20 protein-coding genes are annotated in these 23,835 nt (G+C 64.0%); 11 read left to right on the top strand and 9 right to left on the bottom strand.

Going from position 1 to position 23,835, the window contains the following annotated elements; translation table 11 throughout:
• The first annotated feature begins 129 nt into the window (after nucleotides 1-129).
• From CWO91_RS32980 to CWO91_RS32950, 7 genes are read left to right on the top strand one after another with little or no spacing between them, the layout of a single operon-like run.
• Nucleotides 130-1,152 carry a xanthine dehydrogenase family protein molybdopterin-binding subunit gene (locus CWO91_RS32980; protein ID WP_130219703.1) on the top strand — a complete coding sequence of 341 codons (1,023 nt, stop codon included), beginning with the start codon at nucleotides 130-132 and terminating at the stop codon, nucleotides 1,150-1,152.
• A gap of 10 nt (nucleotides 1,153-1,162) precedes the next feature.
• A complete protein-coding gene (locus tag CWO91_RS32975) occupies nucleotides 1,163-2,044 on the top strand; it encodes an AAA family ATPase (protein ID WP_130219702.1) in 882 nt (293 codons plus the stop codon).
• Nucleotides 2,041-3,162 carry a vWA domain-containing protein gene (locus CWO91_RS32970; RefSeq protein WP_130219701.1) on the top strand — a complete coding sequence of 374 codons (1,122 nt, stop codon included), beginning with the start codon at nucleotides 2,041-2,043 and terminating at the stop codon, nucleotides 3,160-3,162. Before CWO91_RS32975 ends, CWO91_RS32970 begins: the two co-directional genes overlap by 4 nt.
• Complete coding sequence (locus tag CWO91_RS32965) at nucleotides 3,159-4,049, top strand: amidohydrolase family protein (RefSeq protein WP_130219700.1); 891 nt, start codon at nucleotides 3,159-3,161, stop codon at nucleotides 4,047-4,049. The genes CWO91_RS32970 and CWO91_RS32965 overlap by 4 nt, the downstream gene beginning before the upstream one ends.
• A 31-nt stretch (nucleotides 4,050-4,080) precedes the next feature.
• Nucleotides 4,081-4,929, top strand: coding sequence for an MBL fold metallo-hydrolase (locus CWO91_RS32960; protein WP_130219699.1), 849 nt, complete (start codon nucleotides 4,081-4,083; stop codon nucleotides 4,927-4,929).
• Between the two features lie 22 nt (nucleotides 4,930-4,951).
• Nucleotides 4,952-6,526, top strand: a complete 1,575-nt coding sequence (locus CWO91_RS32955) for an isochorismatase family protein (protein WP_130219698.1) — start codon at nucleotides 4,952-4,954, stop codon at nucleotides 6,524-6,526.
• A gap of 6 nt (nucleotides 6,527-6,532) precedes the next feature.
• Nucleotides 6,533-7,159: an FMN-dependent NADH-azoreductase gene (locus tag CWO91_RS32950; RefSeq protein ID WP_130219697.1), complete on the top strand. Its 627-nt coding sequence runs from the start codon at nucleotides 6,533-6,535 to the stop codon at nucleotides 7,157-7,159.
• A 37-nt stretch (nucleotides 7,160-7,196) separates the two neighbouring features.
• Here the strand turns inward: CWO91_RS32950 and CWO91_RS32945 are convergent, their stop codons facing one another.
• Both CWO91_RS32945 and CWO91_RS32940 read right to left on the bottom strand, forming a co-directional pair.
• Nucleotides 7,197-8,222 (bottom strand): glycoside hydrolase family 5 protein, encoded by a 1,026-nt coding sequence (locus CWO91_RS32945; protein WP_130219696.1) that lies wholly within the window; start codon nucleotides 8,220-8,222, stop codon nucleotides 7,197-7,199.
• The gene (locus CWO91_RS32940) at nucleotides 8,219-9,532 is read right to left on the bottom strand and encodes an O-antigen ligase family protein (protein WP_130219695.1); all 1,314 of its coding nucleotides are present in this window, start codon (nucleotides 9,530-9,532) and stop codon (nucleotides 8,219-8,221) included. The genes CWO91_RS32945 and CWO91_RS32940 overlap by 4 nt, the downstream gene beginning before the upstream one ends.
• 227 nt (nucleotides 9,533-9,759) lie before the next feature.
• Here CWO91_RS32940 and CWO91_RS32935 point away from each other — a divergent pair, with 227 nt between their 5' ends.
• A complete protein-coding gene (locus CWO91_RS32935; RefSeq protein ID WP_130219694.1) occupies nucleotides 9,760-10,896 on the top strand; it encodes a GNAT family N-acetyltransferase in 1,137 nt (378 codons plus the stop codon).
• A 29-nt stretch (nucleotides 10,897-10,925) separates the two neighbouring features.
• Here CWO91_RS32935 and CWO91_RS32930 read toward each other — a convergent pair whose 3' ends face one another.
• Both CWO91_RS32930 and CWO91_RS32925 read right to left on the bottom strand, forming a co-directional pair.
• Complete coding sequence (locus CWO91_RS32930; protein ID WP_130219693.1) at nucleotides 10,926-12,149, bottom strand: FAD-dependent oxidoreductase; 1,224 nt, start codon at nucleotides 12,147-12,149, stop codon at nucleotides 10,926-10,928.
• 75 nt (nucleotides 12,150-12,224) lie between these two features.
• Entirely contained in the window at nucleotides 12,225-12,530 is a 306-nt protein-coding gene (locus tag CWO91_RS32925; RefSeq protein ID WP_130219692.1) for a hypothetical protein, read from the bottom strand.
• An 83-nt stretch (nucleotides 12,531-12,613) separates the two neighbouring features.
• Between CWO91_RS32925 and CWO91_RS32920 the strand changes: the two genes are divergently transcribed.
• Nucleotides 12,614-13,960, top strand: coding sequence for a lipopolysaccharide biosynthesis protein (locus CWO91_RS32920; RefSeq protein WP_130219691.1), 1,347 nt, complete (start codon nucleotides 12,614-12,616; stop codon nucleotides 13,958-13,960).
• Nucleotides 13,961-14,012: 52 nt separating this feature from the next.
• On the opposite strand, the gene CWO91_RS32915 is transcribed toward CWO91_RS32920, so the two are convergent.
• Nucleotides 14,013-16,106 carry a GumC family protein gene (locus tag CWO91_RS32915; RefSeq protein ID WP_130219690.1) on the bottom strand — a complete coding sequence of 698 codons (2,094 nt, stop codon included), beginning with the start codon at nucleotides 16,104-16,106 and terminating at the stop codon, nucleotides 14,013-14,015.
• Nucleotides 16,107-16,391: 285 nt separating this feature from the next.
• Between CWO91_RS32915 and CWO91_RS32910 the strand changes: the two genes are divergently transcribed.
• Together CWO91_RS32910 and CWO91_RS32905 are read left to right on the top strand one after the other, a co-directional pair.
• The gene (locus CWO91_RS32910; RefSeq protein ID WP_130219689.1) at nucleotides 16,392-17,567 is read left to right on the top strand and encodes a glycosyltransferase family 4 protein; all 1,176 of its coding nucleotides are present in this window, start codon (nucleotides 16,392-16,394) and stop codon (nucleotides 17,565-17,567) included.
• A 29-nt stretch (nucleotides 17,568-17,596) separates the two neighbouring features.
• Nucleotides 17,597-19,132 (top strand): glucosamine inositolphosphorylceramide transferase family protein, encoded by a 1,536-nt coding sequence (locus tag CWO91_RS32905; protein ID WP_130219688.1) that lies wholly within the window; start codon nucleotides 17,597-17,599, stop codon nucleotides 19,130-19,132.
• A 150-nt stretch (nucleotides 19,133-19,282) separates the two neighbouring features.
• Here the strand turns inward: CWO91_RS32905 and CWO91_RS32900 are convergent, their stop codons facing one another.
• From CWO91_RS32900 to CWO91_RS32885, 4 genes are all read right to left on the bottom strand, one after another.
• A complete protein-coding gene (locus tag CWO91_RS32900) occupies nucleotides 19,283-20,230 on the bottom strand; it encodes an ABC transporter substrate-binding protein (protein ID WP_130219687.1) in 948 nt (315 codons plus the stop codon).
• A 102-nt stretch (nucleotides 20,231-20,332) separates the two neighbouring features.
• The gene (locus CWO91_RS32895; RefSeq protein ID WP_130219686.1) at nucleotides 20,333-21,370 is read right to left on the bottom strand and encodes an ABC transporter permease subunit; all 1,038 of its coding nucleotides are present in this window, start codon (nucleotides 21,368-21,370) and stop codon (nucleotides 20,333-20,335) included.
• Nucleotides 21,363-22,886: a sugar ABC transporter ATP-binding protein gene (locus tag CWO91_RS32890; RefSeq protein WP_130219685.1), complete on the bottom strand. Its 1,524-nt coding sequence runs from the start codon at nucleotides 22,884-22,886 to the stop codon at nucleotides 21,363-21,365. Before CWO91_RS32890 ends, CWO91_RS32895 begins: the two co-directional genes overlap by 8 nt.
• 140 nt (nucleotides 22,887-23,026) lie before the next feature.
• Nucleotides 23,027-23,835: xylulokinase (locus CWO91_RS32885; RefSeq protein WP_245471454.1), on the bottom strand; the 809-nt coding region annotated here is incomplete at its 5' end.

The following is a 23,835-nucleotide window of genomic DNA, read 5'->3' as shown; positions in this document are numbered from 1 at the left end:
TGACCGCGACAAGAGAGCCGCCGCGCGAACCACCTCCGCCAGCACCGCCACCTCCTCCGCCGCGCCCGGCCGCGCCGTCGCACGGCGCCACCAGATTCTCGTCCGTGTTCGGGACCAGGAGACGCTGAGATGACCAGGCATCGCGGACGCGGCATGGCGTCGATCAACTATCCCATCGGCATGAACCTCGGCGGCGATCCCAGCCAGGCGCTGGTTCATTCCAATCCCAGCGGCAAGTTCACGGTGGCCTTGTCGTCGATCGATCTCGGCCAGGGCATGAAATCGGTGACGCGCCAGATCTGCGCCGAGACGCTCGGCGTGCCCGTCGAAGACGTCTATGTCGACACGGCGGACTCCGACACCGGCCCGCATTGCATGGGCTCGTTCGCCTCGCGCGGCACGCATCGCGTCGGCAACGCCGTGATGGCCGCAGCCCGCGAGGCGCGCGGCGTGATGATGGAGGCAGCGGCCGAGGAGTTGGAAGTCAATGCGGCCGACCTCGAGACTGACGGGCGCGGCAACATCCACGTCAAAGGCGCGCCGCATCGCTCGATCTCGACCAAGGATGTCGCGATCGCCGCGCAGTTCAAGCAGGGCAAGACCATCTCCGGCCGCGGCATCTTCCTGGTCCCGCTGTCCGACGTCGACCCCGAAACCGGAGAGATGTCACCGGCAACGTGTTATGCCCATGCCTGCCTCGTCGCCGAGGTTGAGGTCGACGACGAGACCGGCGAGGTCGCGATGGTCAGGATGGACTCCGCCTATGAGCTAGGCCGCGCGCTCAACCCGCGGCTCGTCGAGCAGCAGCTGGTCGGCGGCGCCTGGATGGGCGTCAGCCACGCACTCTACGAGACTCCAGAACCTTACTATCCCGATCCCACTCACGGCCCGCGCGACTTCGTCGAATATCTCATGCCCGGCCCCGGCGATATTTGCCCGCACGATATCGCGGTGCTGGAACGCCCTGCTCCCGATGGTCCCTTCGGCGCCAAGGGCCCCGGCGAGATGTGCGCCAATCCGGTGCTGCCTGCGGTGGCGAATGCGATCTTCAATGCGGTCGGCGTGCGCATCGACGAGCTGCCGATCACGCCCGAGAAGGTGCTGCGCGCGATCAAGGCCCAGGGCGGCGCGCGGCCGCAGGCGCGGCGCTAGAGGTATCGTCGTGGCGGTTCGCAGCAACATCGTCGGCATCGACAGCCCCGAGGCGCTGGAGAAAGCGCTGCGGGCGGCCTATTACCTCGCCGACGAGGGCCTTGCCACAGCCGCCTATCTCGGACTCGCGCTCGGCAAGCCGCTGCTGCTCGAGGGCGCGCCGGGCGTCGGCAAGACCGAAGCGGCCAAGGCCATCGCTGCCGTGCTCGGCCGTCGCCTCATCCGCCTGCAATGCTACGAGGGCATCGACGCCTCCGCCGCACTCTACGAGTGGAACTACCCGCGCCAGATGCTGGCGATCCGCCAGGCCGGCGACGACAGCATCGACATCTATGGCGAGACGTTTCTGATCGAGCGGCCGATGCTGGCGGCGCTCCGCGCACCCGATTCCACCGTGCTGCTGATCGACGAAATCGACCGCGCCGATCAAGAGTTCGAGGCCTTCCTGCTCGAATTCCTCTCCGACTTCCAGATCTCGATTCCCGAGCGCGGCACGGTGCGCGCGGCGGAGCGCCCCGTGGTCGTGCTGACATCGAACCGGACCCGCGATCTGCACGAAGCCCTGCGCCGCCGCTGCGTCTATCACTGGATCGACTATCCGACCGCGGAGCGCGAAGCGCGCATCATCATGATGCGCGCCTCCAGCGTTGCCGAGGCCACGGCACGCGCGGTCGTCGCGGCCGTCGAAAGGCTGCGGCGCGAGCCGCTCAGCAAGGCGCCCGGGATCGCCGAAGCCGTCGACTGGGCCGAGGCCGCGACGCTACTTCACAAGGGCGGCGCACGATGGCCGGACGCGCTCAAACGCTCAATCGGCGTGGCGCTGAAGGACGAAGAAGACCTGCATTTCATCTCGCCGCGGCTCGACGCCATGCTCGCGGAGGCGACCGCATGAGCAGCGAGCCGCAGCTTCCGCGCGCCGCACGCGTGTTCGTCGCCTTCGTCCCGCTGCTGCGCGCGAACGGCTTTGCGGTGGCGCCGGAGCAGACCACGACGTTCTTAGCGGCTATCGAGCTGCTCGGCCCTGATAGTATCGAGGATATCCGACAAGCTGCACTGGCGACGCTGGCTCCGCCGCCCGAACGTCGTGCCACCTTCGACCGGCTGTTCGACCTGCACTTCCGCGGCAGCGAGGCGATCGAACGTGCCGACGAGGGCGAGGACGACGAGACGGTCCGCCTCCAGGAAGAGGGCCGCGGCGACGAGGAGCCCCTGCTCTCCGACGAGGCGAGCGAGTCCGGCCTCACCGCGACCCGGACCGAGGCCCTGGTCGAGCGCCGTTTTGGGGTGAGTTCGACCATGGACGCGCTACGCCGCCTGGCACGCGAAGCACCGCGACGTCTGCCGCGACGGCGTGGCCACCGACGCATGCGCACCCGCCGCGGACCGTTTGCCGACCTCCGCCGCACTTTGCGCGATACTGTCCGCAGTGACGGCGAGATCTTGCGGCTCGGTCATTTCAAGCGGCGGCAGCGCCCACGCAAGATATTGCTGCTGATCGACGTGTCCGGCTCGATGAAGAGCCGGACCGAGGAGAACATGAAGCTCGCGCATGCGCTGGTGCAGGCGGCGCCCAATGTCGAGGTCTTCACCTTCGGCACGCGGCTGACGCGCGTCACCCGTCCGTTGCGGCTGAAACGTCGCGAGCAGGCATTGAACGCGGCCGCCCATCTCGTCAGCGATTGGGACGGTGGCACCCGCATCGGCGACGCACTGCAGGCCTTTCTCGCCGTGCCACGGTTCGGCGGCTATGCGCGCGGCGCCGCCGTAGTGATCATCTCCGACGGGCTCGAGCGCGGCGAAGGTGGCGCACTTCGCGACGCCGTCGCGAAATTGTCGCGGCGGGCCTGGCGCTTGAGCTGGCTGACGCCGCTTGCCACGAGCCCGGCCTTCCGCCCGCAGACGGAAGCGCTCATGGCCATCGAGCGCTTCGTCGATGACCTCGTGGATGGCGGTTCGAGCGCGTCGATCGTCGCGCATATTCTGGCGTTGGGACGAAGGAGAGCGGCGTGACCGATATTGTCGACGGCCATCATCACATCTGGCGGCAGGCCGACCTGCCCTGGCTGATCGGCCCGATGCAGCCGCGGATCTTCGGCCCCTATGAACCGATCCGGCGCGATTATCCGATCCAGGAATATCTCGACGACGTCAAGGGCAGCGGCGTCACCCGCTCGGTGTATGTGCAGACCAACTGGGCCAACCAGGGCTTCGAGGACGAGGCCGCCTGGGTGCAGCAGACCGCCGACGAACACGGCTGGCCACACGCGATCGTCGCCTATGCCGATTTTGCCGTCGAGGACGTCCGGCCGCAGCTCGATCGCCTCAAGCGCTATCCGCTCGTGCGCGGCGTCCGCATGCAACTGCACTGGCACGAGAACCCGCTCTACCGCTTTGCGGCCCGTCCCGATCTCTGCGCCGATCCAGTGGTCCGCCGCAACGTCGCGCATCTCGCCGACTATGGCTGGAGCTTTGATTTGCAGGTGTTCACCCCGCAGATGCCGGAGGCAGCAGAGCTGGCCGCAGCCTGTCCAAAGGTAACCTTCGTTCTCCAGCATGCCGGCATGCTGGAGGATCTCTCGCCGGCAGGCCGCGCCGCCTGGCGCGCCGGCACGGCACGGCTTGCGACCTGCCCGAATGTGGTCTCAAAGCTCTCCGGGCTCGGCACCTTCATCCATCGCAACGATCCCGCACACATTGCCGCCGTGCTCGCCGATACAGTTGCGATCTTCGGTGCCGAGCGCTGCCTGTTCGGCTCAAATTTTCCGATCGAGAAATTGTGGACCAGCTATCGCGAGCTCGTCGACGCATTTCGCGCGGCGGCCGTGCCGTTGAGCCCGGCGCAGCAGGACGCGATCTTCAGGACCACCGCGAGCCGCGTCTACCGGCTCGGGCGGTAACGATCACAGAAAAAAGGCAGGAGGGACCCGAATGGCGCTGGAGATCAAGATCCTGGACTATGGCGATATCGAGCTGGAATCGAGCTTCCTGGTGCTCGGCCGCGACTGCGGCCGCACGCGCCGCGTCCTCACCCTGGGCTTCCTGATCCTCGGCGGCAAATATCCGGTCGTGGTCGACACCGGCTATCGCTCCAACCAGATCATGGAGACGCTGGGCATGCGCGGCCTGCAATACCATGAGAATATGATCGAGAACCAGCTGGCGCGCCACGGCGTGCGCATGGGCGACGTCCGCTTCGTCTGCCACACCCATCTGCACATCGACCACGCCGGCAAGGATGATCTGTTTCCGATGAACACGACCGTCGTCCTCAACCGCAGGGAACTCGAATATTCTGTTTCCGGCCTGATGCATCCGCAATATCCGGCGCCCGACATCAAGCACCTGATCGACCGCCTGCATACCAAGAGCGCGCTGCGCTTTCTGGATCTCGAGGTCACCGGCCCGATCGAGTTGATGCCTGGCGTCTATTGCGATGCCGCCAACGCCCATACCGAGGGCTCCATGAACATCATCGTTCACACCGCCGACGGCATTGCGACCATCTGCGGCGACGTGATCTACGACTTCAACGACCAGATCGTCACGCCCTTCAACGAAATCCACGATTGGGAGCCGCGCACCACCGGTAACCACGGCACCACCAAGCGCGCGGAAAAGGCGGCGATCAAGAAGCTGCTCAGCAATTCGCGCTATCTCCTTCCCGTGCACGATCGTCCCGCCAAGATCGAAGGCGGGAATGTCGTCGGGCGGCTGCACGACCAGGTCCCCGGCCCGATCGTGCAATCCTTGCCCGAACGCAACTGGTTCCCCGCCTGACGTGACCTGAGGATATCGACCGATGACGCACGTCACCTTGCGCTCCGAGTTCGAGACCCTGATCGACCCGTACGCGCCAGTCGCGCAAGTTGGCACCGGCTTCGACTTCACGGAAGGACCGGTCTGGCACCCGATCGATCACTACCTCTTGTTCTCGGATATGCCGGGCGACGTGCGGCGGCGCTGGGATGCGCGGCGTGGTGTCGTGGAGGTCAAGCGTCCCGCGAACAAGTGCAACGGCATGACCTATGATGCCGAGCTCAACCTCATCGTCTGCGAGCACGCGACATCGTCGCTGGTCCGCGAGCGGCCGGACGGGCGGCGGGAGGTGCTGGCTTCGCACTTTGGGGGACAAGAGCTCAATAGCCCGAACGATGTCTGCGTCCACTCTTCCGGCGCGATCTATTTCTCCGATCCCTGGTATGGCCGGATGCCGGTTTACGGCGTCGAGCGGCCGCGCCAACTCGGCTTTCAAGGCATCTATCGCGTCGTGCCCGGCGGCGAGCCGAAGCTCGTCGTCGACCGCAACCTGTTCGATCAGCCGAACGGGCTATGCTTCTCGCCGGACGAGAAGCTGCTCTATGTCAACGACACCGTGCAGGCGCTCATCCGCGTCTTTGACGTCGATAATGACGGCTCGCTGTCGAACGCGCGCGTGTTCGCGAGCGGCATCCGCTCCGAGCTCGAGCCGGGTCTGCCCGACGGCATGAAGTGCGACCAGCACGGCAATGTCTGGGTCACCGCGCCCGGCGGGGTCTGGATCTACTCGCCGCGCGGCGAGCTGCTCGGCAAGGTTCGCGTGCCGGAGCTCGTCGCTAATCTCGCCTGGGGCGGTCCGGACTTCCGCACGCTGTATCTGACATCGACCCATTCGGTGTACGCGATCCCGACCAAGGTCGGCCCGCGGCACGAGCCCTATATGAGCGGCCGGCGAAGCGGCGGCGGCGCGACGCCAAGCTCCGCGCCAGCGGCACCCATCCTCGCCGAGGGCGAGATGCGGCTCGATCCCCAGCGCTGCGCGATGATCATCCAGGACCTCCAGAACGACGTCATCATGGATGGCGGCGCCTTCGCCGAGTCCGGCGCCCCCGGGCATGCGCGGCAACAGCACGTGATCGAGAACGTCCGCCGCCTCGCCGAGGCCGCGCGTGCCCGCGGCGTCGCCATCATCCATGTCTGGTTCATCGTCGAACCCGGCGCGCCCGGGGTCACGCTGAATGCACCGTTGTTCGAGGGCCTCGTCGACAGCAAGGCGATGGTGCGCGGAAGCTGGGGTGCGTCGCCGGTGTCTGGCCTCGAGCCGCGGCCCGGCGACTTCGTCGTCGAGAAGATGCGCATGAGCGCGTGGGAGGGCACGCGACTGGAGACGATCCTGAAAGCGACGGGGCGCGACATGATCATCAATACCGGTGCCTGGACCAACATGTCGGTCGAACACACGGCGCGCACCGGCGCCGACAAGGGCTATTTCATGATCGTGCCCGAGGATTGCTGCTCGACCATGAACGCCGACTGGCACAACGCCTCGATCAACTTTGCCATGCAGAACGTCGCGGTCGTGACCAGGGCGGATACGGTCATCAGGGCCCTGGGATGACGCGCGGTGCCGAAGCTCCTGCACCTCTCCTGTTCGCCCCGCCCCGACTCGGAATCGAGTGCCGGCGCGCTAGCCTTCATTGAGCACTTTCGTCGGGTCCATCCCGATTGGGACATCGACGTCATGGATCTCTGTCGCGAGCGGATGCCTGAGTTCGCTGGTCCCATCGTCGAGGCCAAATACGCCCGCATGGACGGTCAGGGCTTCAGCGATGCCCAACGCGCCGGTTTTGCCGAGGCCGAGCGCATGGCGCTGCGCTTTTCACTCGCCGATAGGGTCTTGATCTCGACGCCGATGTGGAACTTCGGCATCCCCTACAAGCTGAAGCAGTTCATCGACATCATCGTCCAGCCTGGGCTCACCTTTCGTTTCGATCCGTCGCAGGGGTATGTCCCGCTGCTAAAGGACCGGCCGACGCTGGTGGTCCTCGCCAGCGGCAGCGATTTTTCCACCGGCATGAACCGCGGCCGCATCGACATGGCGACGCCCTACTTGCGGGAAATCCTGCGCTTCATTGGCTTCAACGATGTCCATTTCGTCGCGATCGGGCCGACCATCGGGCCGCGGCAATCGATTGAAGCCGCCCGAGAACGGGCCTCTAAACGCCTCGCTGCAATGGCTGCGAATTTCTGACGCTGATGCATGACGCGGGGGAACCGTTGCCGCCGCCTCACCGCGGCGGCGGGATCAGGGCGCGCAGGATGCCCGGCTTCCAGGCCTGACGCGCACTGTCGAAGGCCGCGAAATCATGGTCGAACTGCCAATAGGCCCATGACCAGCCAAGTCTGTCGGCGCTTCTCGCCACGAAGGAGAGGTATCGCAAGCGACTGTCGGACGGCGCGCGCTCGTACACCCCGAACTCTCCGAGATAAAGGAGGCGCTTCTCTCTCTCCGCCCAGAGACTCATCTTCCTGAAATCCGCGGCGGCTTTCGCTTCGTCATCCGGAGTGCCCCAATCCAGGGGACCGATTTTCGAGAAAGTTGCAGACCATGGTGCACCTTGGTGCGTGAACCGTATGGGCGCGTAGTAGTGAAACGTAACAATGAGGTTCCTGTCCTCGGCCGGCAGAGCCAGCTCATCGACAGGGATATCATCCGTGTTGAGAACGGCAGCGATGACCGGCCGTTCAGGGTTGGTACGGCGGATGATGCCGAGACACTCGTTGAGCAGTGAATTCCAGCTGGCGGACGTCATGTGCCCACCAGGCTCATTCAGGACCTCGAAGACAAGCGTGGGGTACTTCCCGGCATAGCGCTCGGATATCTGCCGCCAGAACGACTCGAGCTTTTCAGTGCATCCGGCAACGTCGCTTTGGCAAATGTGGGTATCGTGCTCGTCGAGGACAGGAATGAGGCCCCTCGCAAGGACCTCCTCGATGACGACATCAAGCCGCCTCAGGACGATCTCATCCAGAACATTCTCCGGGCTCATGAACTTGAAGCCGAAGAAATTGATCCTGACGTGCGAGAACCCGGCCTTCTTGATCGCCGTCAAATTGTCCAGACGGAAGGGCGAGTTCTGGCCGCCTTCCCAGATTCCATCGTAGCCGAGAATATTGATGCCGCGCCCCAGTTTCGGCACGTCGCGGGAATTGGCCCGCTCGGCTCCGTGGACCTCCGAGAAGAGCGATGCAACGAAGAGCGCCGCTGCTGCCAGCATGACGCTCCCCGGCCACCGAGCGCGCATGACGGTCATCTTGCGTCCATTTGCAAGGACTGGAAATCGGCCTGTGGTGGCACCGGCCTGCAGGTCGCGAAGAAGAACGAGACGAGCAGCACCGACGTGAACATCGTCGAACGGAGGAATGTCGTCTCCGTAAAATTGGTCTGAAAGCTGAGCACGACAAATCCGATGATGAGAGCGCAGTGCGAACGATCGATGGATCTGGTCGAAATCAGATGGAGAATCTTGCTCGAGAACAGAACAACGCTCGCAGCGAAAAGCACATATCCCAGAAACCCTGTTTCCATCAGGATCGCGATGTAGCCGCTGTGATAGTTGTCGAGCACCCAGCCGTGGTTCTGCTCGAAATAATCGTAGATCGACGGGACCGTCCAAAAACCGTTGATGCCGAAGCCGAGCAGCGGTGCGTCGTCGAAATGGCTGATGGCGTAGTGCCAGATGAACGTTCGCTCGGTGAAATCGATGGTCGCATCGCCGACATGGATGGCGTCATAGCCCGTCACGTAAAAATAGAGAAACAGGATACCGGCCAGGATGCACATGACGAACGGCAGGACCGCATAGACCCTCATGCAGCCGACCGACCACATCGACGTCAAGAGCAGTGCACAGGCCGCCAGGGCAACAGCACCGGCACCGCGCGATTCCGACGCGAGGACGCAGGTTGAGGCCAGCAGGAACACGACGAGGAACGTCGACCACCCCTGCCCCTTCATCTTAAGATAACAGGCAAAAAACATCAGATACGCGCCGACGAATCCGAGCGTCTGTTTCGATTCATAGACGCCCTGCCATTGACCGCTGTGCATCCAGGTTTGGTCTATCCCGATATCGGGCACGGCGAGCGCACAGAAGGCCGATGCGGCGACCAATATGAACAGGCCAAGGGCCGTGGCCTTCACAATCTCGTCCATCTCGATACGCGTGATGAGACAGAATGCGCCGAAGGTCGTCATGGCAAGCGCCGCACTCTTCATGAGCGCTGCCGCGCTCAGGCTCGACCAGAACACCGAAATGACTGCGAAGGTGTAGAATGCGAGCAGCGCGATCAAATCGGGATTGAACTGCAAGCGGAGGCGCGGGCGCACGAATGCACTTGCGTAGATGAGGACGCCCCACATCAGGAGCGCTACAGCCTGTTGCACAAAGCTCAGCTCCGGCGGCAGGAGCGCGGCGTTGAAGATGCCCATCGATGCCACCACATTGATGGTGATCGAGCAGCTGATTGCAATTCTAGCAATCTTCTCAACGCCAACGCTGCGCGTCTCCCAGAACGCGCTCTCGAGTGCCCCGGAATCCACCTCGGTCTGCAGGCTGGCCATGAACCGACCTTCCTTAAGCGCGGTTAATAATTTGCTAGCGCGGTCGACCTCCGGCGCTCCCAGCCCACGCGATACCGGAGTTTAAGAATTTGGTAACGATAAGAGACCCGGCGCGGCACATTAATGCAAATCTCACCCCGCCGGTGTCTCGCCCGTAACGACCCTGCTATAAAGCGCGGATCGAGCTCGATCGAATTTCACGAATTGTCTGGTTTCCTTGGTTGCGCATGAACAGATCTAGCAGCACGTTCGATATCGCGATCGAGCACGCGTTCGACTTTCTATCTCCGGAATACGTAGAACTGTTCGACAATTCCGCCGCCACCGTGTTCCAGCATCCAGTCTGGCTGCACAGCCTCTACACCAGGCTGGCATCTCATGCGGGGGCAGCCCCACTGGTTGTCGTGGTCCGTCACCGCACGACGCGCGCCCTTGCAATGGTGCTGCCCCTGCTGCGGATCCGGCGTGGTCCGATACGGACCGTGGAATTCGCCGATCTCCGCGTCTCCGACTATCTGGCGCCGGTTTGCAGCCCGACAATATTCTCCCAACTGCTCGCGGACGAGAGCGCATGCGCGGAGCTTCGAGGCCTCCTCCGCCCGTTCGACCTGCTCCGAATGACCAAGCTTCCCGACGGACGGCTTCCGATCGAGAACCTGCTGGCTGCACCCCGCCGGGTCTCGATAGACACCAATGCCTACGCGACCGTTCTCATCGCGCCGTTCGAGCAATGGCGGGCCAGTGCGATGGATCGCTCCTATCAGAAGGAGCTCGCGAAGAAGTATCGTCAGCTGCAGAAGAAGGGCGCATTGAGCTTCTCGTGCTGCAATGACGGCGCCTCCACGATCGAAGCGCTGGAGGTGATGCGGAAATTTCGCGGCCCGCGATTTCAGTCACAAGGCGACGGAGACCTGCTCCAGCGCCCCGAATATTTCGACTTCTATTCCGAGGTGGCGCTTCGCGGCCTCGGCTCCTTTGTGCGGCTCTATGCCATGAAGATGGACGGCGACGTGATCGCCGCCGTGCTGGGATTGTACCACCGCGACACCTTCCACGTCATCATGAGCGCCTTCGACATTGCCGGATACAAGAGCCAGTCCCTGGGTGCGCTGATGTTCGAGCAAGTGGCGAGGGATTGCATCGAGCGCGGGGACCAGATGCTCGACTTCACCATAGGTGACGAGCCGTACAAGAAACTGTTCGGCGGGCAGCCATCGCCGATGTGGGCGGTCACGCAGGCCGGCAGCACCGCAGGCGCCGTCGCGTTGTTCGCGCTGAAGCAGGCTCCCTGGCTCAAACTGGCCGCCAAGCGCATGTCGGAGTTCAGGCTCCTGCCGACCCGCACCTCAACGCCGACACGCTGACGAGCGCGAGGCGCCGACTGCCGCAGCACTCACGCACGAAGTGCGCTGCGAACATGCGCGAGCCAGCCTGGCCGCATTTGATCGACCCGATGGGTGATACTGCGCCGCAGGAAGTGCAGCCGCCGCCGCACATCCCAGCCGATATCGTCGCGCGAGGTCAGGGCCTGGCGGAATCGCGCCATCTTCAGCGACTGCTGGTCTGCCGCGACCTTGTCGCGATCGGAGTAGAATTCGGAGATCTTCTCCCGGCTCATGCCGGGAGTCATGAGCCACCGCGGCGCATATTCGGTGCAAAGACGCTCGACGTCCACCAGCAGGCGCGCAACGCCGGTTCCGGCGGCAGGACAGTTGGTCTGGAACGCATCACCGATGAGCACAACACCGGGCTGAAGGTGCCCCTCGACGACGGAGAGGTCCATCACCCAGTTCCGTATCCGGTCGATCACGCGAAAATCGCCGAGATAGGTCTGCAATCCCGGCAGCAGGCGCAGAACCGTCGCTTCCGTCTCGCGACGCAGATCGCGCATGATCGGATCGGCCGGGTCGCGGAACATGAAGAGGTTCGCCCTCATACCCGCGCGTACAGGAAACAGGCTGAGGTAGTCGACGCCGTCCGCGGTACGTTCGCCGTAACAGGTCAGCGCCTTGAAATCGAACGACGCGCCATCGCGGCGGGCGATCGTGAAGCCGAACGAGACCGAATGGCCAGCGGCCAGCACGCGCCGCCTGATGCCGAGTTTGTAGCCGAGAACTCCCGCCATGCCCGTGGCCAGAACGACGAGGCGCGCAGTGACGCGCCGTCCGGAGGCGAGCTCGAGATGCTGGACGTCGTCGCTACAGCTGATCGCAGTGACCTCGTCGACGATCAGACTGGATGGATCAGGTAACCGGCTGCGCATCATCGCGACGAGATCAGCATAGGGAAGCCCGTAAGCCTGGCCGACGCTGACATCGACCACCTTACCTTCCCTGATATTGAGCACGCGATCGTATGGACAGGCGGCGCTTTCGAGACCACGGATGAAGCCCAGCCTGCGGAACGCCTCCAGCTGGGGGCCCCCGATTTTTTCGACCCGGAATTCGTCCGGATAGACCGCGCGCTTGTCGATCAGCGCAACGCGATGCCCCGCCCGCGCAAGAACGGCTGCCGCCAGCGATCCCGCAAGGCCGCCGCCGACGATCGCGACGTCCGTCGCGTTCATCGCGCTCCCGGTAGCGGCAACCGGCTCGCTCACGGTTCTGTCCGTCGTCATATCCAGGCTCCCACGGTTAACGTGGCTCCATCTGCAATTTTCTCGCCTGATGTCGCATCGCAGGGCCAAACGCGATCATTTCCGGAGATCGAGGTTAATGAAGGGAGGACTGATCTGGAGCTGCGATGTCCCGGCACGAGCTTTGCTCAGGAGACTCTGCAAAGTCCGCGTTTTGGGCAGATCGGCGGCCATTCCGGCGAGCCATTCCGCATTCAAACGGCTGATCGTGCTGTCTTCGGCCGTCGATGCGGCCCTATGCCGCCATTCGGCCGAGCCGGGCTTTGCTCTATGTGGGACAATGGAGACGGCGATGTACCACCGTGAAGCAACTGACCTGGCCGCGACGTCGTCGTGGCCGGCGAGATCCTCGAGGCCGCTCATTAACACTCGCGGTTTTTCGGCATGCTAGGCTGGCGCCGGTATCGGCACGTAGCTCTTCCGGGGAGAGTTGCTCCTTAACGTTCATGATCGAATCCATCATCCAGTTCATGCGGCGCGACGTGACGCGCGGTGTCGTCGGGACCATCCTCCTCAAGGTTGGTAGCGGCGCGCTCGCGTTTGCATTGTTCTCGCTTGCAGCACGAACGATGTCGCCCGATGGGTTCGGCATCTTTGCGACCTGGCTTTCAGTCGCCCAGATCGCATCGGTCGTGGGCCTGGTCGGCCAGGAATCGCTCCTCGTACGCTTCCTGAACGAGTATCAGGTGGGAAATCGGCCCGACCTCACCAAGGGCGTGCTGCTGTCGAGCCTGAAGCTTTCCTCTGTCGCGATGCTGGTTGTGATCGGTGCAATCGCGATCGCGGCGAACGTGAAGGGCGACTGGTGGCTGCTGATCCTCGCCGTGTCCGCCTACACCGCCGTGAATGCGGGGGTGATGCTCGGCAGCCAGGTTGCGCGCTCGCTGGTCAGCATCCTCATGGGGGAAGGAAACAGGGAGTTCTTCTGGCGGGTCGGCGTCGTCCTGTTTCTGCTCGCAATCATGTTCGGCCATCGCCAACTCGACCCCGCCGAATTGTTCGCCGTGATGACGATCGCGATGTCGGTTGGCCTGGTCGCGCAGGTCGTTTCGATCGCGCGAGCTCTGCCGGATCTCCGCGGCACGGCGGCGCGGTCCGAGACGGGCCGCTGGAGATCGAGCGCGCTTCATTTCTGGATCGCCTCCGTCCTCGAAGCCGCAAACCAGTATTTCGACGTCATTCTGGTTTACTGGATGCTGGATCCCGCGACCGCCGGCATCTATTTCGCCGCCTCGCGCCTTGCCAACATCTTCGCCATGCTGTCGGCTGCGCTGTACAGTTTCGGCGCGCGCCGGCTTCCTTCGCTGCACTTCAGCAAGAACCTTCAGGAATTCGAGCGGACGCTGCAGCTGATGGCGGAAGTGACCGCGCTTTGCGTGGTCAGCGGGCTCTTCCTGATCTGGATTGGCGGCCCCCATCTTCTCAACCTCTTCGGACCCCACTTCGCCGCACAGCATTGGGTCCTGATCGTGCTCGCGATCGGAACGGCGTTTCAGGCAGCGGGCGGTCCCTCTGCGGCGATATTGCAGCTCACCGGCCATGAGCGCATCTATGTCCCCGTCGTCGCGGCGAATGTGGCGTTGCGGCTGGTCGGATTTCTCGTCCTGATTCCCTGGCTCGGCGTGCTTGGCGCAGCGATCTCGGCCACGGTGTCGCTGGCGCTTGCGACCATCGCGCTCAACGTTCTCTGTCGCAGGCGAACCGGGGTTGATCCTTCAATTCTCGTGCTCTTGCGCTTCGGTGGCTCGAAACGCGGCACCTATGCTGTGCGCGGCGCCGACGCGGGCGACTAGCCTCCGGTTCACGGCGGCAGGCACGGCTCGGCCGCGCGTTGCGGAACGCCCGTCAACCAGCCAGGCCGAGCGCTTCACCCCGACGTTGAGCCGACGACGGGTCTGCAGGCACACGATTGACGACGATCCCGGTCGGCACGCCGCCAAAGCGTGAGAGCGCGGCCGTCACCCTGCGCATTGCGGCTGAATCGATTGCGTCTTCGCGGGCGACCAGGATGACGAGATCAGCATGAGCGGCCAGCGCCGCCGCCTCCGGCTGCAAGGCCAGAGAGGTGGCATGGACGACGATCAGATCGAACTCTGAACGAATATCGTCTGCGGGCGACGACTGAGGCCCCTTGCTGACGTTCAGAAGCTCGTCGATGCTGCGAAAATCCGCCGTGGTCGCGCCATCCGCCGGCGCCTTGGCGAGGCTGGTCGCGGCACCACCGAGATCCGGCTCGACCCGGATCAGAACGCTCAGCTTTCCCCCATTTAGCGCCCACCGATTCAGCGACCGTGCGACGGTGTTGCCGCCGGCCCGTTTCCCGACCGACATCACAAGCGCAACCTTGCCCCGGCCTCCCGGCAATTTCTCCAGCATGTCGAGCAGCGGACGCAGATGCGGACCGAGATCGAGCTCACTCGTTGCAGACACCGGACCTTGCCAGACGTTTCTCGGGACCTCGCCAGGGGTCAGGTCGGGAACGCGGGCCCACACAGGCGGACGTGACCACGCCCCGGACTGTCGCGGAGCCGGATCAGGGGCGCGAACCTCCGGAACGGATTTGTCCGATCTGCGTCCCGTTGCGGCAACGACCGCCGTCGATGTCAGCAGCGAACCGATCGCGAGCGCAGCGAGCAGCAAAGACAGCGGCGGAAGGGTCGAGCGAAGCGGCGGAATAGCGGGCGAGGCGACCTTGGTCTGAGAACTCTGCAACAGGCGCTGTTCATTCGTCGTCTTGGACCGCGAGAGGAACTGCTCGTAGATGTTTCTGTTGGCCTCAGCGTCGCGCTGCAACTCCTGGAGCCGGACCAGAGCCTGCCCGTCGACCAGAAGCTGCGATTCAGCCGCCTTCATCTGGCCTTCCAGAGCCTTCTGCTGATCGCGCTGGGCCTCATATTCCGACTTCGCGGTGTCGATGCCCTTGGTCCGCTCAATCTCGATCTGCCTGTTCAGATCGTTCAGCTGGCCGTACGACATCACGAGGTCGGGATGACGATCGCCGAGCACCGCCCGCTTCTGTGCGATTTGATCATTGAGGGCCGACCGCTGGGCTCGCAACGCGCTCAAGAGATCCTGCTTGATGGGACCTTCGATATTCGCCTTCACGTCGCGCTGCGCCTGCTCGTAGCGGGCCTTGGCCTCCTCGGTCCGCGCGCGCGCAGCGGCAACCTGCTGCGATAGCTCGGTGACCCGCAATTGCTGGGTCGTGGCATCCTTGCCGGCGTTGACGATCCTATGCTCGAGCTTGAATGTGGCAACGGCGTCCTCCGACGCCTTCAACCGATCGCTCAACGTCTTGAGCCGGCTGCCGAGCCAGTCGGCAGCCTCGTCGGTCGCCTCGGTGCGAATGCGGCTCTGTCTGGCGACGAACGCCTCGGCAATGGCGTTGGCATAGTAGGCAGCCCGCTCCGGCCGGTTCGAGGTGAAGCGGATGGCGATGACATAGGTCAGCCCGCGACGGGAAATGTCGAGACGGTTGCGGAAGCGTTCGAGCAGGCGCGCGGGGGCGGTGTAGCCGCCGGAAATGTCTTCGTCATCGCGGACCTTGAGCTGCTCGATCAGCGGCTCGAGAAAGCCGTCGGACTTCGCCACTTCGACCAGGCTTTGCAGCGCGGCGCTATCCTGCCCTATGCCCGGCAGAACGTCCTGCTCCGTGGTCACGCGCTGCTCGCGGGGATCGACGACGACCAGCGCGGTCGCTGCGAACCGGACCGGAAGCACCAGGAGAACGACGGCGCCAAGCGCGAAGATCGCGAGCGCGAGCGCCAATATCCGCCGAGCGTTTTCGCGAAGGAAGGAGAGCGCGCCGGCGGCAGTGAACACATCGCCAAAGCGTGCAGCGGCACCGGCAGCCCCAGCGCTCGACGAGTTCCGGCTCCACGACGCGGCAACGCCGGTCGATCCGGAACTTGTCGGGTCTGCGCGGCGACCGAACGTCATGGACTCTACTCGGATTCAACTGGCGAACACTGTTCAGTGGCCTGCTCCACCGTAAATATCTATGGTTAATCCGCGGTTACCCGTCCCTCGCGCGACCATGACCAATTGGTTAACGCGGTCGCTTCACTTCCCTTGGGAAACTGCCAGAATTCTCTCGCGAAGGATGCCGTTCCGGCAGGCTGCGCATTAACTCCGTTTATTGCTAGTCGGTGTCCGCGCGATGCTCGCGTGGTAGATACGGGGTCAAGAAGGTGAAAACTTCGTTTCTTCAGTGGGTCGGGATCCGTGCTCCATTACCAGCCAAACAAGGAGTTGGGCGAGACGACTGCGACAGCACTCACGCCGTCCAACGGCAGCGGACGGAAGCTCCACGTCCTTCTCGTCCAGACCCAAGCCGAAAACGCCGGCGCGCAGGAGATCTCAAGGCTGCTCGGTGCAGGCCTTACCGCGCGCGGCTATCGGGTCACCAATCTGTTCTTCTTCCGCAAGTCGGATTCGTTCGACGAGCCGCCCGATACGTTCTACTGCGCCTCGAGCCGGCCGGGCAATCCGCTGGCCCTGCTGCGAATGCTGAGGACGCTCGGCCGCCACATCACGACCAGCAAGCCCGACGCCGTTCTGACCTTTCAGCATTTTGGCAACGTGATCGGCGCCGGTGTGTCGCGCCTCGTCTGCCGCGCGCCCGTCATCGCCAACCAGGTTTCGTCCGCGCTGTCGATGAGCCGGCCCGTTCGCACGGCCGACATCGTCATGGGCAGCCTCGGCTTCTTCGATCGCATCACGCTCAATTCGAAGGACATGCAGCGCGAATATTCGCGCTACCCCGCGGCGTATCGGTCACGCATGGTGCATGTCCCGCACGGCTTCGACGACAAGGCCCTCACCTTGTCGAAGGACGCGGCACGAGCGACATTCAATCTGCCGCCGGATCGTATCCTGCTCGGCTGCGCGGCGAGGCTGCACCCGCACAAGCGGCTTGATGCGGCGATACGCCTGTTGCCGGATCAACCATCCTGGCACCTTGCACTGGCCGGACAGGGCGCCGACGAGGCCCGGCTGAGGCAGCTGGCCGACGAATTGAAGGTATCGGACAGGCTATATCTGCTCGGCGAGATCCCGCCGCGCCGGATGGCGGACTTCCTCGCCTGTCTGGACGTGTTCGTATTCCCGACACAGGCCGAAACCTTCGGTCTGGCCGCGGTCGAGGCCGCCAACGCCGGTGTTCCCTCTGTCGTCACCGATCTCCCCGTGTTGCGCGAGGTGTTGTCCTTCGAGGGAAAACCGACCGCACTCTTCGTCGACGCCTCTGATCATGCGAAGCTATCGGCGGCCGTTTCGAAAATTCTGACGGATCAAACCCTGAGCGACGAACTGCGACAAAACGCCAAAGGCCTGCGGCTGCGCTATTCGGTAGATGCCATGGTGGAGGAATACGTTCGGCTTCTCAGCCAAGTCATTTGACGGGGCACGCTGGAATAGATGGGCTCGACATGATCATCGAGTTTCGCTGTGAACGTGAGCATGCGCGGCGGTGGATGGACCGCGAGACGCTGTCGATCGACAGCCGGGACGTGCCGCTTCAAATCGCCTGGACGGCAACGACGGAGTCACGCCCCACAGGTCTCGACGCGCTGTTCGAACTCGAACGCATGGTGTTGCACAGGGGCCAGCACAGCGGCGCCGGCAAGCTGAAGATCATTCCGGAACGGACGCAGGCTCGCGCCGGCACGGCCGACGTGATCGTCGATTTTACGGGCGCCGCGCGCGACCCCAACTGCGCTGCCAGGCTGTATCTGCGCCCTCTCTTCAACGGCGCCGCAGGCGAAAATGCAGCGCTCGCCGCCATTCTCGCCGGCGACCTGCCGGTGATCGACATCGTCAACGAGGTCGACAATACAGTGCTCGATCGCGGTCACCCCTCCGGAGAGATCGCGGCCGGCCTAAGTGGCGCGCTCGAAACGGTGATGGCGCGAACCCTGACCATGGTGGCGGCAATCCTGTCGGAACGTCCGCGCATCGTGCCGCAGCTGGCACGCCCCGCCGGAAATCACACCGGCCGGCAGCCGGCGGCGTACGTTGCGCGCGGCCTCGCCGTATCGATCGCCAAGGAAATCTATCGGCTCTGTTGCTATGCCCCGCATTGGCATATCGGATGGCGCTTCAATGACGGTGCGGGCGTCTGGCAGACCGGAAATCTATCGGGACCAGGCTGGAATGTCCTTGCCGATCCCGGCCATCGCTTCTACGCCGATCCGTTTCCCATCACGTGGCAGGGACGAACATTCGTCTTCTTCGAAGATCTCGATCACCGGATTGGAAAGGGGATCATTTCCGCGATCGAATTCAACGATGCGGGCCCGGTGGGAGACGTCGTGCCGGTGCTGGAGGAGCCTTGGCACCTCTCCTACCCGTTTCTGATCGAGAACGATGGCGCATTGTGGATGATCCCGGAGAGCTCGGTTCACGGCGACGTCGCGCTCTACAAATGCGTTCGTTTTCCGGACAAATGGGAGCGTCACGCGACGCTGCTTTCCGGCCTCGAACTCGCCGATGTCACGATCACGCAGCACAACGGTTTGCACTATCTGTTTGGGGCTTGGCGCGACGGAACAGGCGGCTATTCCGATTCGCTGGCCATCTATTACGCCGAGCGGCTCTTGGGCCCGTGGTTGCCCCATGCCAGCAATCCGGTCCTGATCGATCGTGCGAGCACGCGACCGGCAGGGAATTTCGTCACCATCGATAACAAATTGTGGCGCCCGGTCCAGGATTGTGCCGACGGTTACGGCGCAGCGCTCGCGCTAGCGGAAATCGTCGAACTGTCGCCGACGACATTCAAGCAGATCGTCCGCCATTCGCTCAAGCCCGGGCCGGCATGGCCCGGCCGAAAGTTGCACACGCTGAACCGCTGCGGCCGCCTCGAGGTGATCGACGGATCGCGCGTTCAACCCAAGGCCCATGCCTTCGCGAGCAAATTTCCATCGACCGCTTTCGCTCCGCGAACCAATCCCTCCGTCGCCTGCTAGCGCGGATGATTGAACAGGTCCGTTGTGGCGCGTTGTTGCGCTCTTACAGCCGATCAGCGCGCGTGTGTTCGCGGCTCGGCCAACGGGCGGCGTGGGTCAAGACGCCGCCCGTCGTTTCGTGTGTCGCGCGCACCCGGCAGGGACGGTGTTCTACTGAGAACGATCCGACGTCCAGCCCTTGTACTCGGCGACGTTGTCCCTGGTCACGAGCTTGGAAGGCAGGAGCTCGACGGTCGAGGCCGGCTTCTGGCCATTGAGAATGCCGACCCCAACCTGCACCGCCCGCCGCGCCATGAAGAACGGGTCCTGCGAAGCCGACGCCTGGATCTGCGGTGACTGCGGATCTTTCAGCGCGGCCTCGATATCAGGTGCGCCGTCGACCGCCGTGATGACAACGCCGCTGCGGTTCTGCTGGCGCGCGGCAAGATCAGTGCCGATCGCCTGCGGATCGTTGATGGCGAAGATGGCGTCGATCTTGGGGAAACGGGTCAGATAGCCCTGCGCGACGGTGAGACCGCCTTCGCGCGAGCCCTTGCCGTCCTGGTCGCTGGATAACACCTTGATGCCGGCATTCTTCGAGAGGACGTTCTTGCAGCCGACGACGCGGTCGATCACGGCGGAGACCTGCGGCCCGTTCTCGATGATGACGTCGCCCTTGCCGCCCAATTTGTCAACGATGTACTGGCAGGAGATCTCGCCGGCCTGCACGTTGTTCGTGGTCACGGTGGCATCGGCGCCTTCCGCCGCGGTGTCGACCGCGACGACGACGATGCCAGCCGCCTGCGCCTTCTTGATCGCCGGCCCGATCGCCTTGGGATCGCCAGGGTTCAACAGAATCAGGTCGACGCCGGCGGCAATGAAATTGTCGATCTGGGTGACCTGCTTGCCGAGGTCGTATTCGAAGCCGACCGTCGTGATCTTCACATTGGGATTGGTCTTCTTCGCCTCGAACTCGGCGCCCTTCGACAGCGCGACGAAGAACGGGTTACCCATCGATCCCAGCGAGACGCCGATCGACTTGAGCTCCTTGGCAAAGGATGGCGCGGTGCTTAGGGCAAGCGCCATCGCGGCGCCGGCGAGCATGATTGTCTTCAACATTAGCTTCCTCCCTGGTCTGTCTTCATCCCCGGCACGGCAGACCAGTTGCCGCAACGGAACCTCGCATCACGCCATGCGCACTCCAGGTGCGCGCCGAGCCCTTCAAGTCCTGGCAGAACCCTGCAGCCGGTAACGATCCAGCGCCACGGCGCCGATGATCACCAGGCCCTTGATCACATATTGCCAGATGTCGGAGACACCGATGAGGATGAGGCCGTTCGACAGCACGGCGATGATCAGCGCGCCGACCAGCGTGCCCCAGATCGAGCCGATGCCGCCGACGAACGAGGTGCCGCCGAGGATCACGGCGGTGATCGCATCGAGCTCGTAAGATTGGCCGAGCTGGAGGCCATTGGCCGCATAGAGCCGCGCCGCCTGCATGGCGCCGCCGAGTCCGGCGAAAAGTCCGGAAACGCCGTAGACGAAGATCAGCACGGCCCAGACCTTGATGCCGGCAAGCCGCGCCGCGCTTTCATTGCCACCCACCGCATAGATATGCACGCCGAGCACGGTCCGGCGCAGCACCAGCCACGAGACGAAGATGACGAGCAAGGCGATCACCGAGAGCCACGGGATCGAGGCGACGCCGGGAACGAGCGTCAGCGAGCCGTTGCCGATGAAGGCATAGGGAATGGACGGATTGAACACGGTGGTATCGGCCCCGAGCAGTCGCGCTAGGCCCCGCACAGCAGTGAGGGAGCCGAGCGTGACGATGAAAGGCGGCAGGCGGAGGAGCGCAATCAGCGCGCCATTGACGACGCCGAAGCCAAGACCCGTGAGCAGCGCAGCTGGCAGCCACAGCATCCCTAGCTCCGGTAGCTTGGAGAGCGTCAACCCGGCCATCGCGGAGGCCGCCAGGATCGAGCCGACCGAGAGGTCGATGCCGCCGGTGAGGATAACGAAGGTCATGCCCGCGGCGAGCACGGTATTCACCGCGGCCTGCTGCAACACGATGCCGAGATTTTGTCCGGTGAAGAAGCGGCCCTCGGACAGAAAATGGAAACCGACGCACAGGATCAACAGCACTGGCAGCATGCCGAGCGCGCTGATCAGCACCCTTATGCGTTGACGCTTCGTCTCTTGCGCAGCCGCAAGGCCGGCAGCTGTGGCCGTGTCCACCTTCGGAGAGCCGTCATGCATCGAGTTGCTCCATCCCCGTGGCGAGCGTCATGATGTCTTCCTGGTTCAGGGGAGCCGCAGCTTCGCGCCTGATCTCACCGGCGATGTGTCCGGCGCGCATCACGATGACGCGGTCGCAGATGCCGATGATCTCGGGCAGGTCGGACGAGATGACGAGGATCGCGGTGCCGGCCTTGGCCAGATTGTCGATGATCGAATAGATCTCGGACTTGGCGCCGACGTCGACGCCACGCGTCGGCTCGTCGAGGATCAGAACCTTCGGCGCAATGGCGAGAAGCCGCGACAGCAGCACCTTCTGCTGGTTGCCGCCGGATAGGCCGCCGGCGGGGACGGCGACATCGGCGGCGCGGATGCTGAGCCCCGCAAAGGCCCGGTCGGCGCGCTCGCGCGCCTTGTCGCGATCCAGAAACCAGCCGAGCTTCGCATCGCGCGCGAGCACTGCGAGATTGATGTTGTCCAGACATGACATGTCGAGAAACAGGCCGAGCGCCTTCCTGTCCTCGGTCAGATAGGCGATGCCGGCCTCGAGTGCCGCGCCGGGGCTGCGGATGTCGATCGGACGTCCCTCGAGTTCGAGACGGCCCGATGTTCTCGGTGCGGCACCGATGATGAGATGCGCAAGTTCGGTGCGACCGGCACCGATCAGGCCGGCAAGCCCCACCACCTCACCTGCATGCACAGTCAGCGAGCAACCCTTCACGCGTTGGCCATCGGCCATGTCGATCGCTGCAAGCACGGGATGCCCCCGCCCCGCCTCCGGATCGTGATCCTTCTTGTAGAACGAGGAGACGTCACGCCCGACCATCAGCCGGACGATGGTGTCGGCGCGGATCTCAGGCTTGTCGAGCGACCCGACCAGCCTGCCGTCGCGCAGCACGGTGACGCGGTCGCCGAGGGCGTAGACCTCATCCATGCGATGCGAGATGTAGATGATGGCAAGCCCCTCGGAGCGAAGCTGGCGGATCAGCGCGAACAGCCGCGCGCTCTCGCCGGCCGACAACGCGGTGGTCGGCTCGTCCATGATCAGGATCTTTGATCTGGCATGCAGCGCACGCGCGATCTCAACCAGCTGCCGCTGGCCCATGGACAGATGCGCCACCAGCGTCGATGGCAGGAAGTCTGCACCCAGTCGTTTCAGGATCGGGCCGACGCCCTCGCGCATCGCGCCGCGCGCCAGCAAACCTGATCGTGATATCTCCCGCCCCAAGTAGATATTCTCGGCAACACTGAGATTGGGAGCGAGCGACAGCTCCTGATAGATGATGGAGATGCCCGCCGCGCGGCCGCCGAGCGGGCCTTCGATCCGCACCGGGCTGCCCTCAATGCGGATCTCGCCGCCGGGATCAGGCCGGTAGGCACCGGACAGGATCTTCATCAGCGTCGACTTGCCGGCGCCGTTCTCACCCATCAGGGCATGAATTTCGCCGGCATAGACGGTGAGATCGACGGCCCGCAGCGCCTTGATGCCGAAGAAGGATTTTGAGACCTCGCGCATCTCGAGGATCGGATCGTTCATCGTGCCTCCCGCGCACAATGCGTTTCCTACCCGCGTCTCAATCGTTTTGTCAGCGCGGTTTGGTCATTAAACAAAAGCGGGTGACGCAGGGCAATACCGAAGGCGAGTATACCGAGGTATGGAAATCCAGATTGGGCCAGCTAGTGGCGCGGCCGATACAGTTCGCGCCATGCGCGAAGCCGCCCGGCATAGCTATCGACAAGTTCACCGTCGGGCTCGAACGTCTCGATGCGCTGCGGCCGCGTGCATACGGCAGCGATTGCCTCACCGGTGACAGCAAGCCGCCCCAATCTCGCCGCACCGAACGCGGCGCCGGTCTCACCTCCAACGAAGCGATGGACCGGAACATTCAGCACGTTTGCCAGCACCGAGAGCCAGAATGGGGACCGCGAACCACCGCCAATGACATCGGCTTCCGCAATCGCAATGCCGGCATCCGCGAGCACGTCGCGACAATCGGCAAGCGCGAAGGCAACGCCCTCGAGCACTGCCTGCACGATCGTCCCGCGATCGGTGCAATGGCTCAGACCATCCAGCATGCCGCGCACGGCGGGATCGTCGTGCGGCGTCCGCTCGCCTGCGAGATAGGGCAGGAAGCTCACAGGCGACGGCGCCTGCGGGCGCGCTCCAAGCGGCGCCAGCAGCTCGGCCTCGCTGAGGCCGAACAGGCGCGCGATCCAAGCGAGGCAAGAGGCGGCCGAGAGGATCGCGCCGGCCTGAATCCACATGTCGGGAATGGCGTGGCAGAATGTATGCACCGCGCGGTCGGGGTTGGCGGCTATTTTGTTGGTCGGTGCCATGAGGGCACCCGAGGTTCCCAGCGATATGAACGCGGTTCCCGGCCGGATCGCGCCGATGCCGACGGCGCCGGCCGGATTGTCGCCGGCTCCGCCCGCGATCACCGGCTGCCGGGTCATACCCCAGCGCCGCGCGAGCTCGCCGCGCAGGG

Origin of the sequence: Bradyrhizobium genosp. SA-3, from assembly GCF_004212635.1 — a bacterium.
Taxonomy (GTDB): domain Bacteria; phylum Pseudomonadota; class Alphaproteobacteria; order Rhizobiales; family Xanthobacteraceae; genus Bradyrhizobium.
This window is presented reverse-complemented; position numbering and strand designations above follow the sequence as displayed.

Bases quoted from the DNA above. Each gene is read 5' to 3' on its own strand.
- CWO91_RS32980 (WP_130219703.1), top strand. From the start codon at position 130: ATGACCAGGCATCGCGGACGCGGCATGGCGTCGATCAACTATCCCATC.
- CWO91_RS32970 (WP_130219701.1), top strand. From the start codon at position 2,041: ATGAGCAGCGAGCCGCAGCTTCCGCGCGCCGCACGCGTGTTCGTCGCC.
- CWO91_RS32960 (WP_130219699.1), top strand. From the start codon at position 4,081: ATGGCGCTGGAGATCAAGATCCTGGACTATGGCGATATCGAGCTGGAA.
- CWO91_RS32955 (WP_130219698.1), top strand. From the start codon at position 4,952: ATGACGCACGTCACCTTGCGCTCCGAGTTCGAGACCCTGATCGACCCG.
- CWO91_RS32945 (WP_130219696.1), bottom strand. From the start codon at position 8,222: ATGACCGTCATGCGCGCTCGGTGGCCGGGGAGCGTCATGCTGGCAGCA.
- CWO91_RS32940 (WP_130219695.1), bottom strand. From the start codon at position 9,532: ATGGCCAGCCTGCAGACCGAGGTGGATTCCGGGGCACTCGAGAGCGCG.
- CWO91_RS32935 (WP_130219694.1), top strand. From the start codon at position 9,760: ATGAACAGATCTAGCAGCACGTTCGATATCGCGATCGAGCACGCGTTC.
- CWO91_RS32930 (WP_130219693.1), bottom strand. From the start codon at position 12,149: ATGACGACGGACAGAACCGTGAGCGAGCCGGTTGCCGCTACCGGGAGC.
- CWO91_RS32925 (WP_130219692.1), bottom strand. From the start codon at position 12,530: ATGAGCGGCCTCGAGGATCTCGCCGGCCACGACGACGTCGCGGCCAGG.
- CWO91_RS32920 (WP_130219691.1), top strand. From the start codon at position 12,614: ATGATCGAATCCATCATCCAGTTCATGCGGCGCGACGTGACGCGCGGT.
- CWO91_RS32915 (WP_130219690.1), bottom strand. From the start codon at position 16,106: ATGACGTTCGGTCGCCGCGCAGACCCGACAAGTTCCGGATCGACCGGC.
- CWO91_RS32905 (WP_130219688.1), top strand. From the start codon at position 17,597: ATGATCATCGAGTTTCGCTGTGAACGTGAGCATGCGCGGCGGTGGATG.
- CWO91_RS32900 (WP_130219687.1), bottom strand. From the start codon at position 20,230: ATGTTGAAGACAATCATGCTCGCCGGCGCCGCGATGGCGCTTGCCCTA.
- CWO91_RS32895 (WP_130219686.1), bottom strand. From the start codon at position 21,370: ATGCATGACGGCTCTCCGAAGGTGGACACGGCCACAGCTGCCGGCCTT.
- CWO91_RS32890 (WP_130219685.1), bottom strand. From the start codon at position 22,886: ATGAACGATCCGATCCTCGAGATGCGCGAGGTCTCAAAATCCTTCTTC.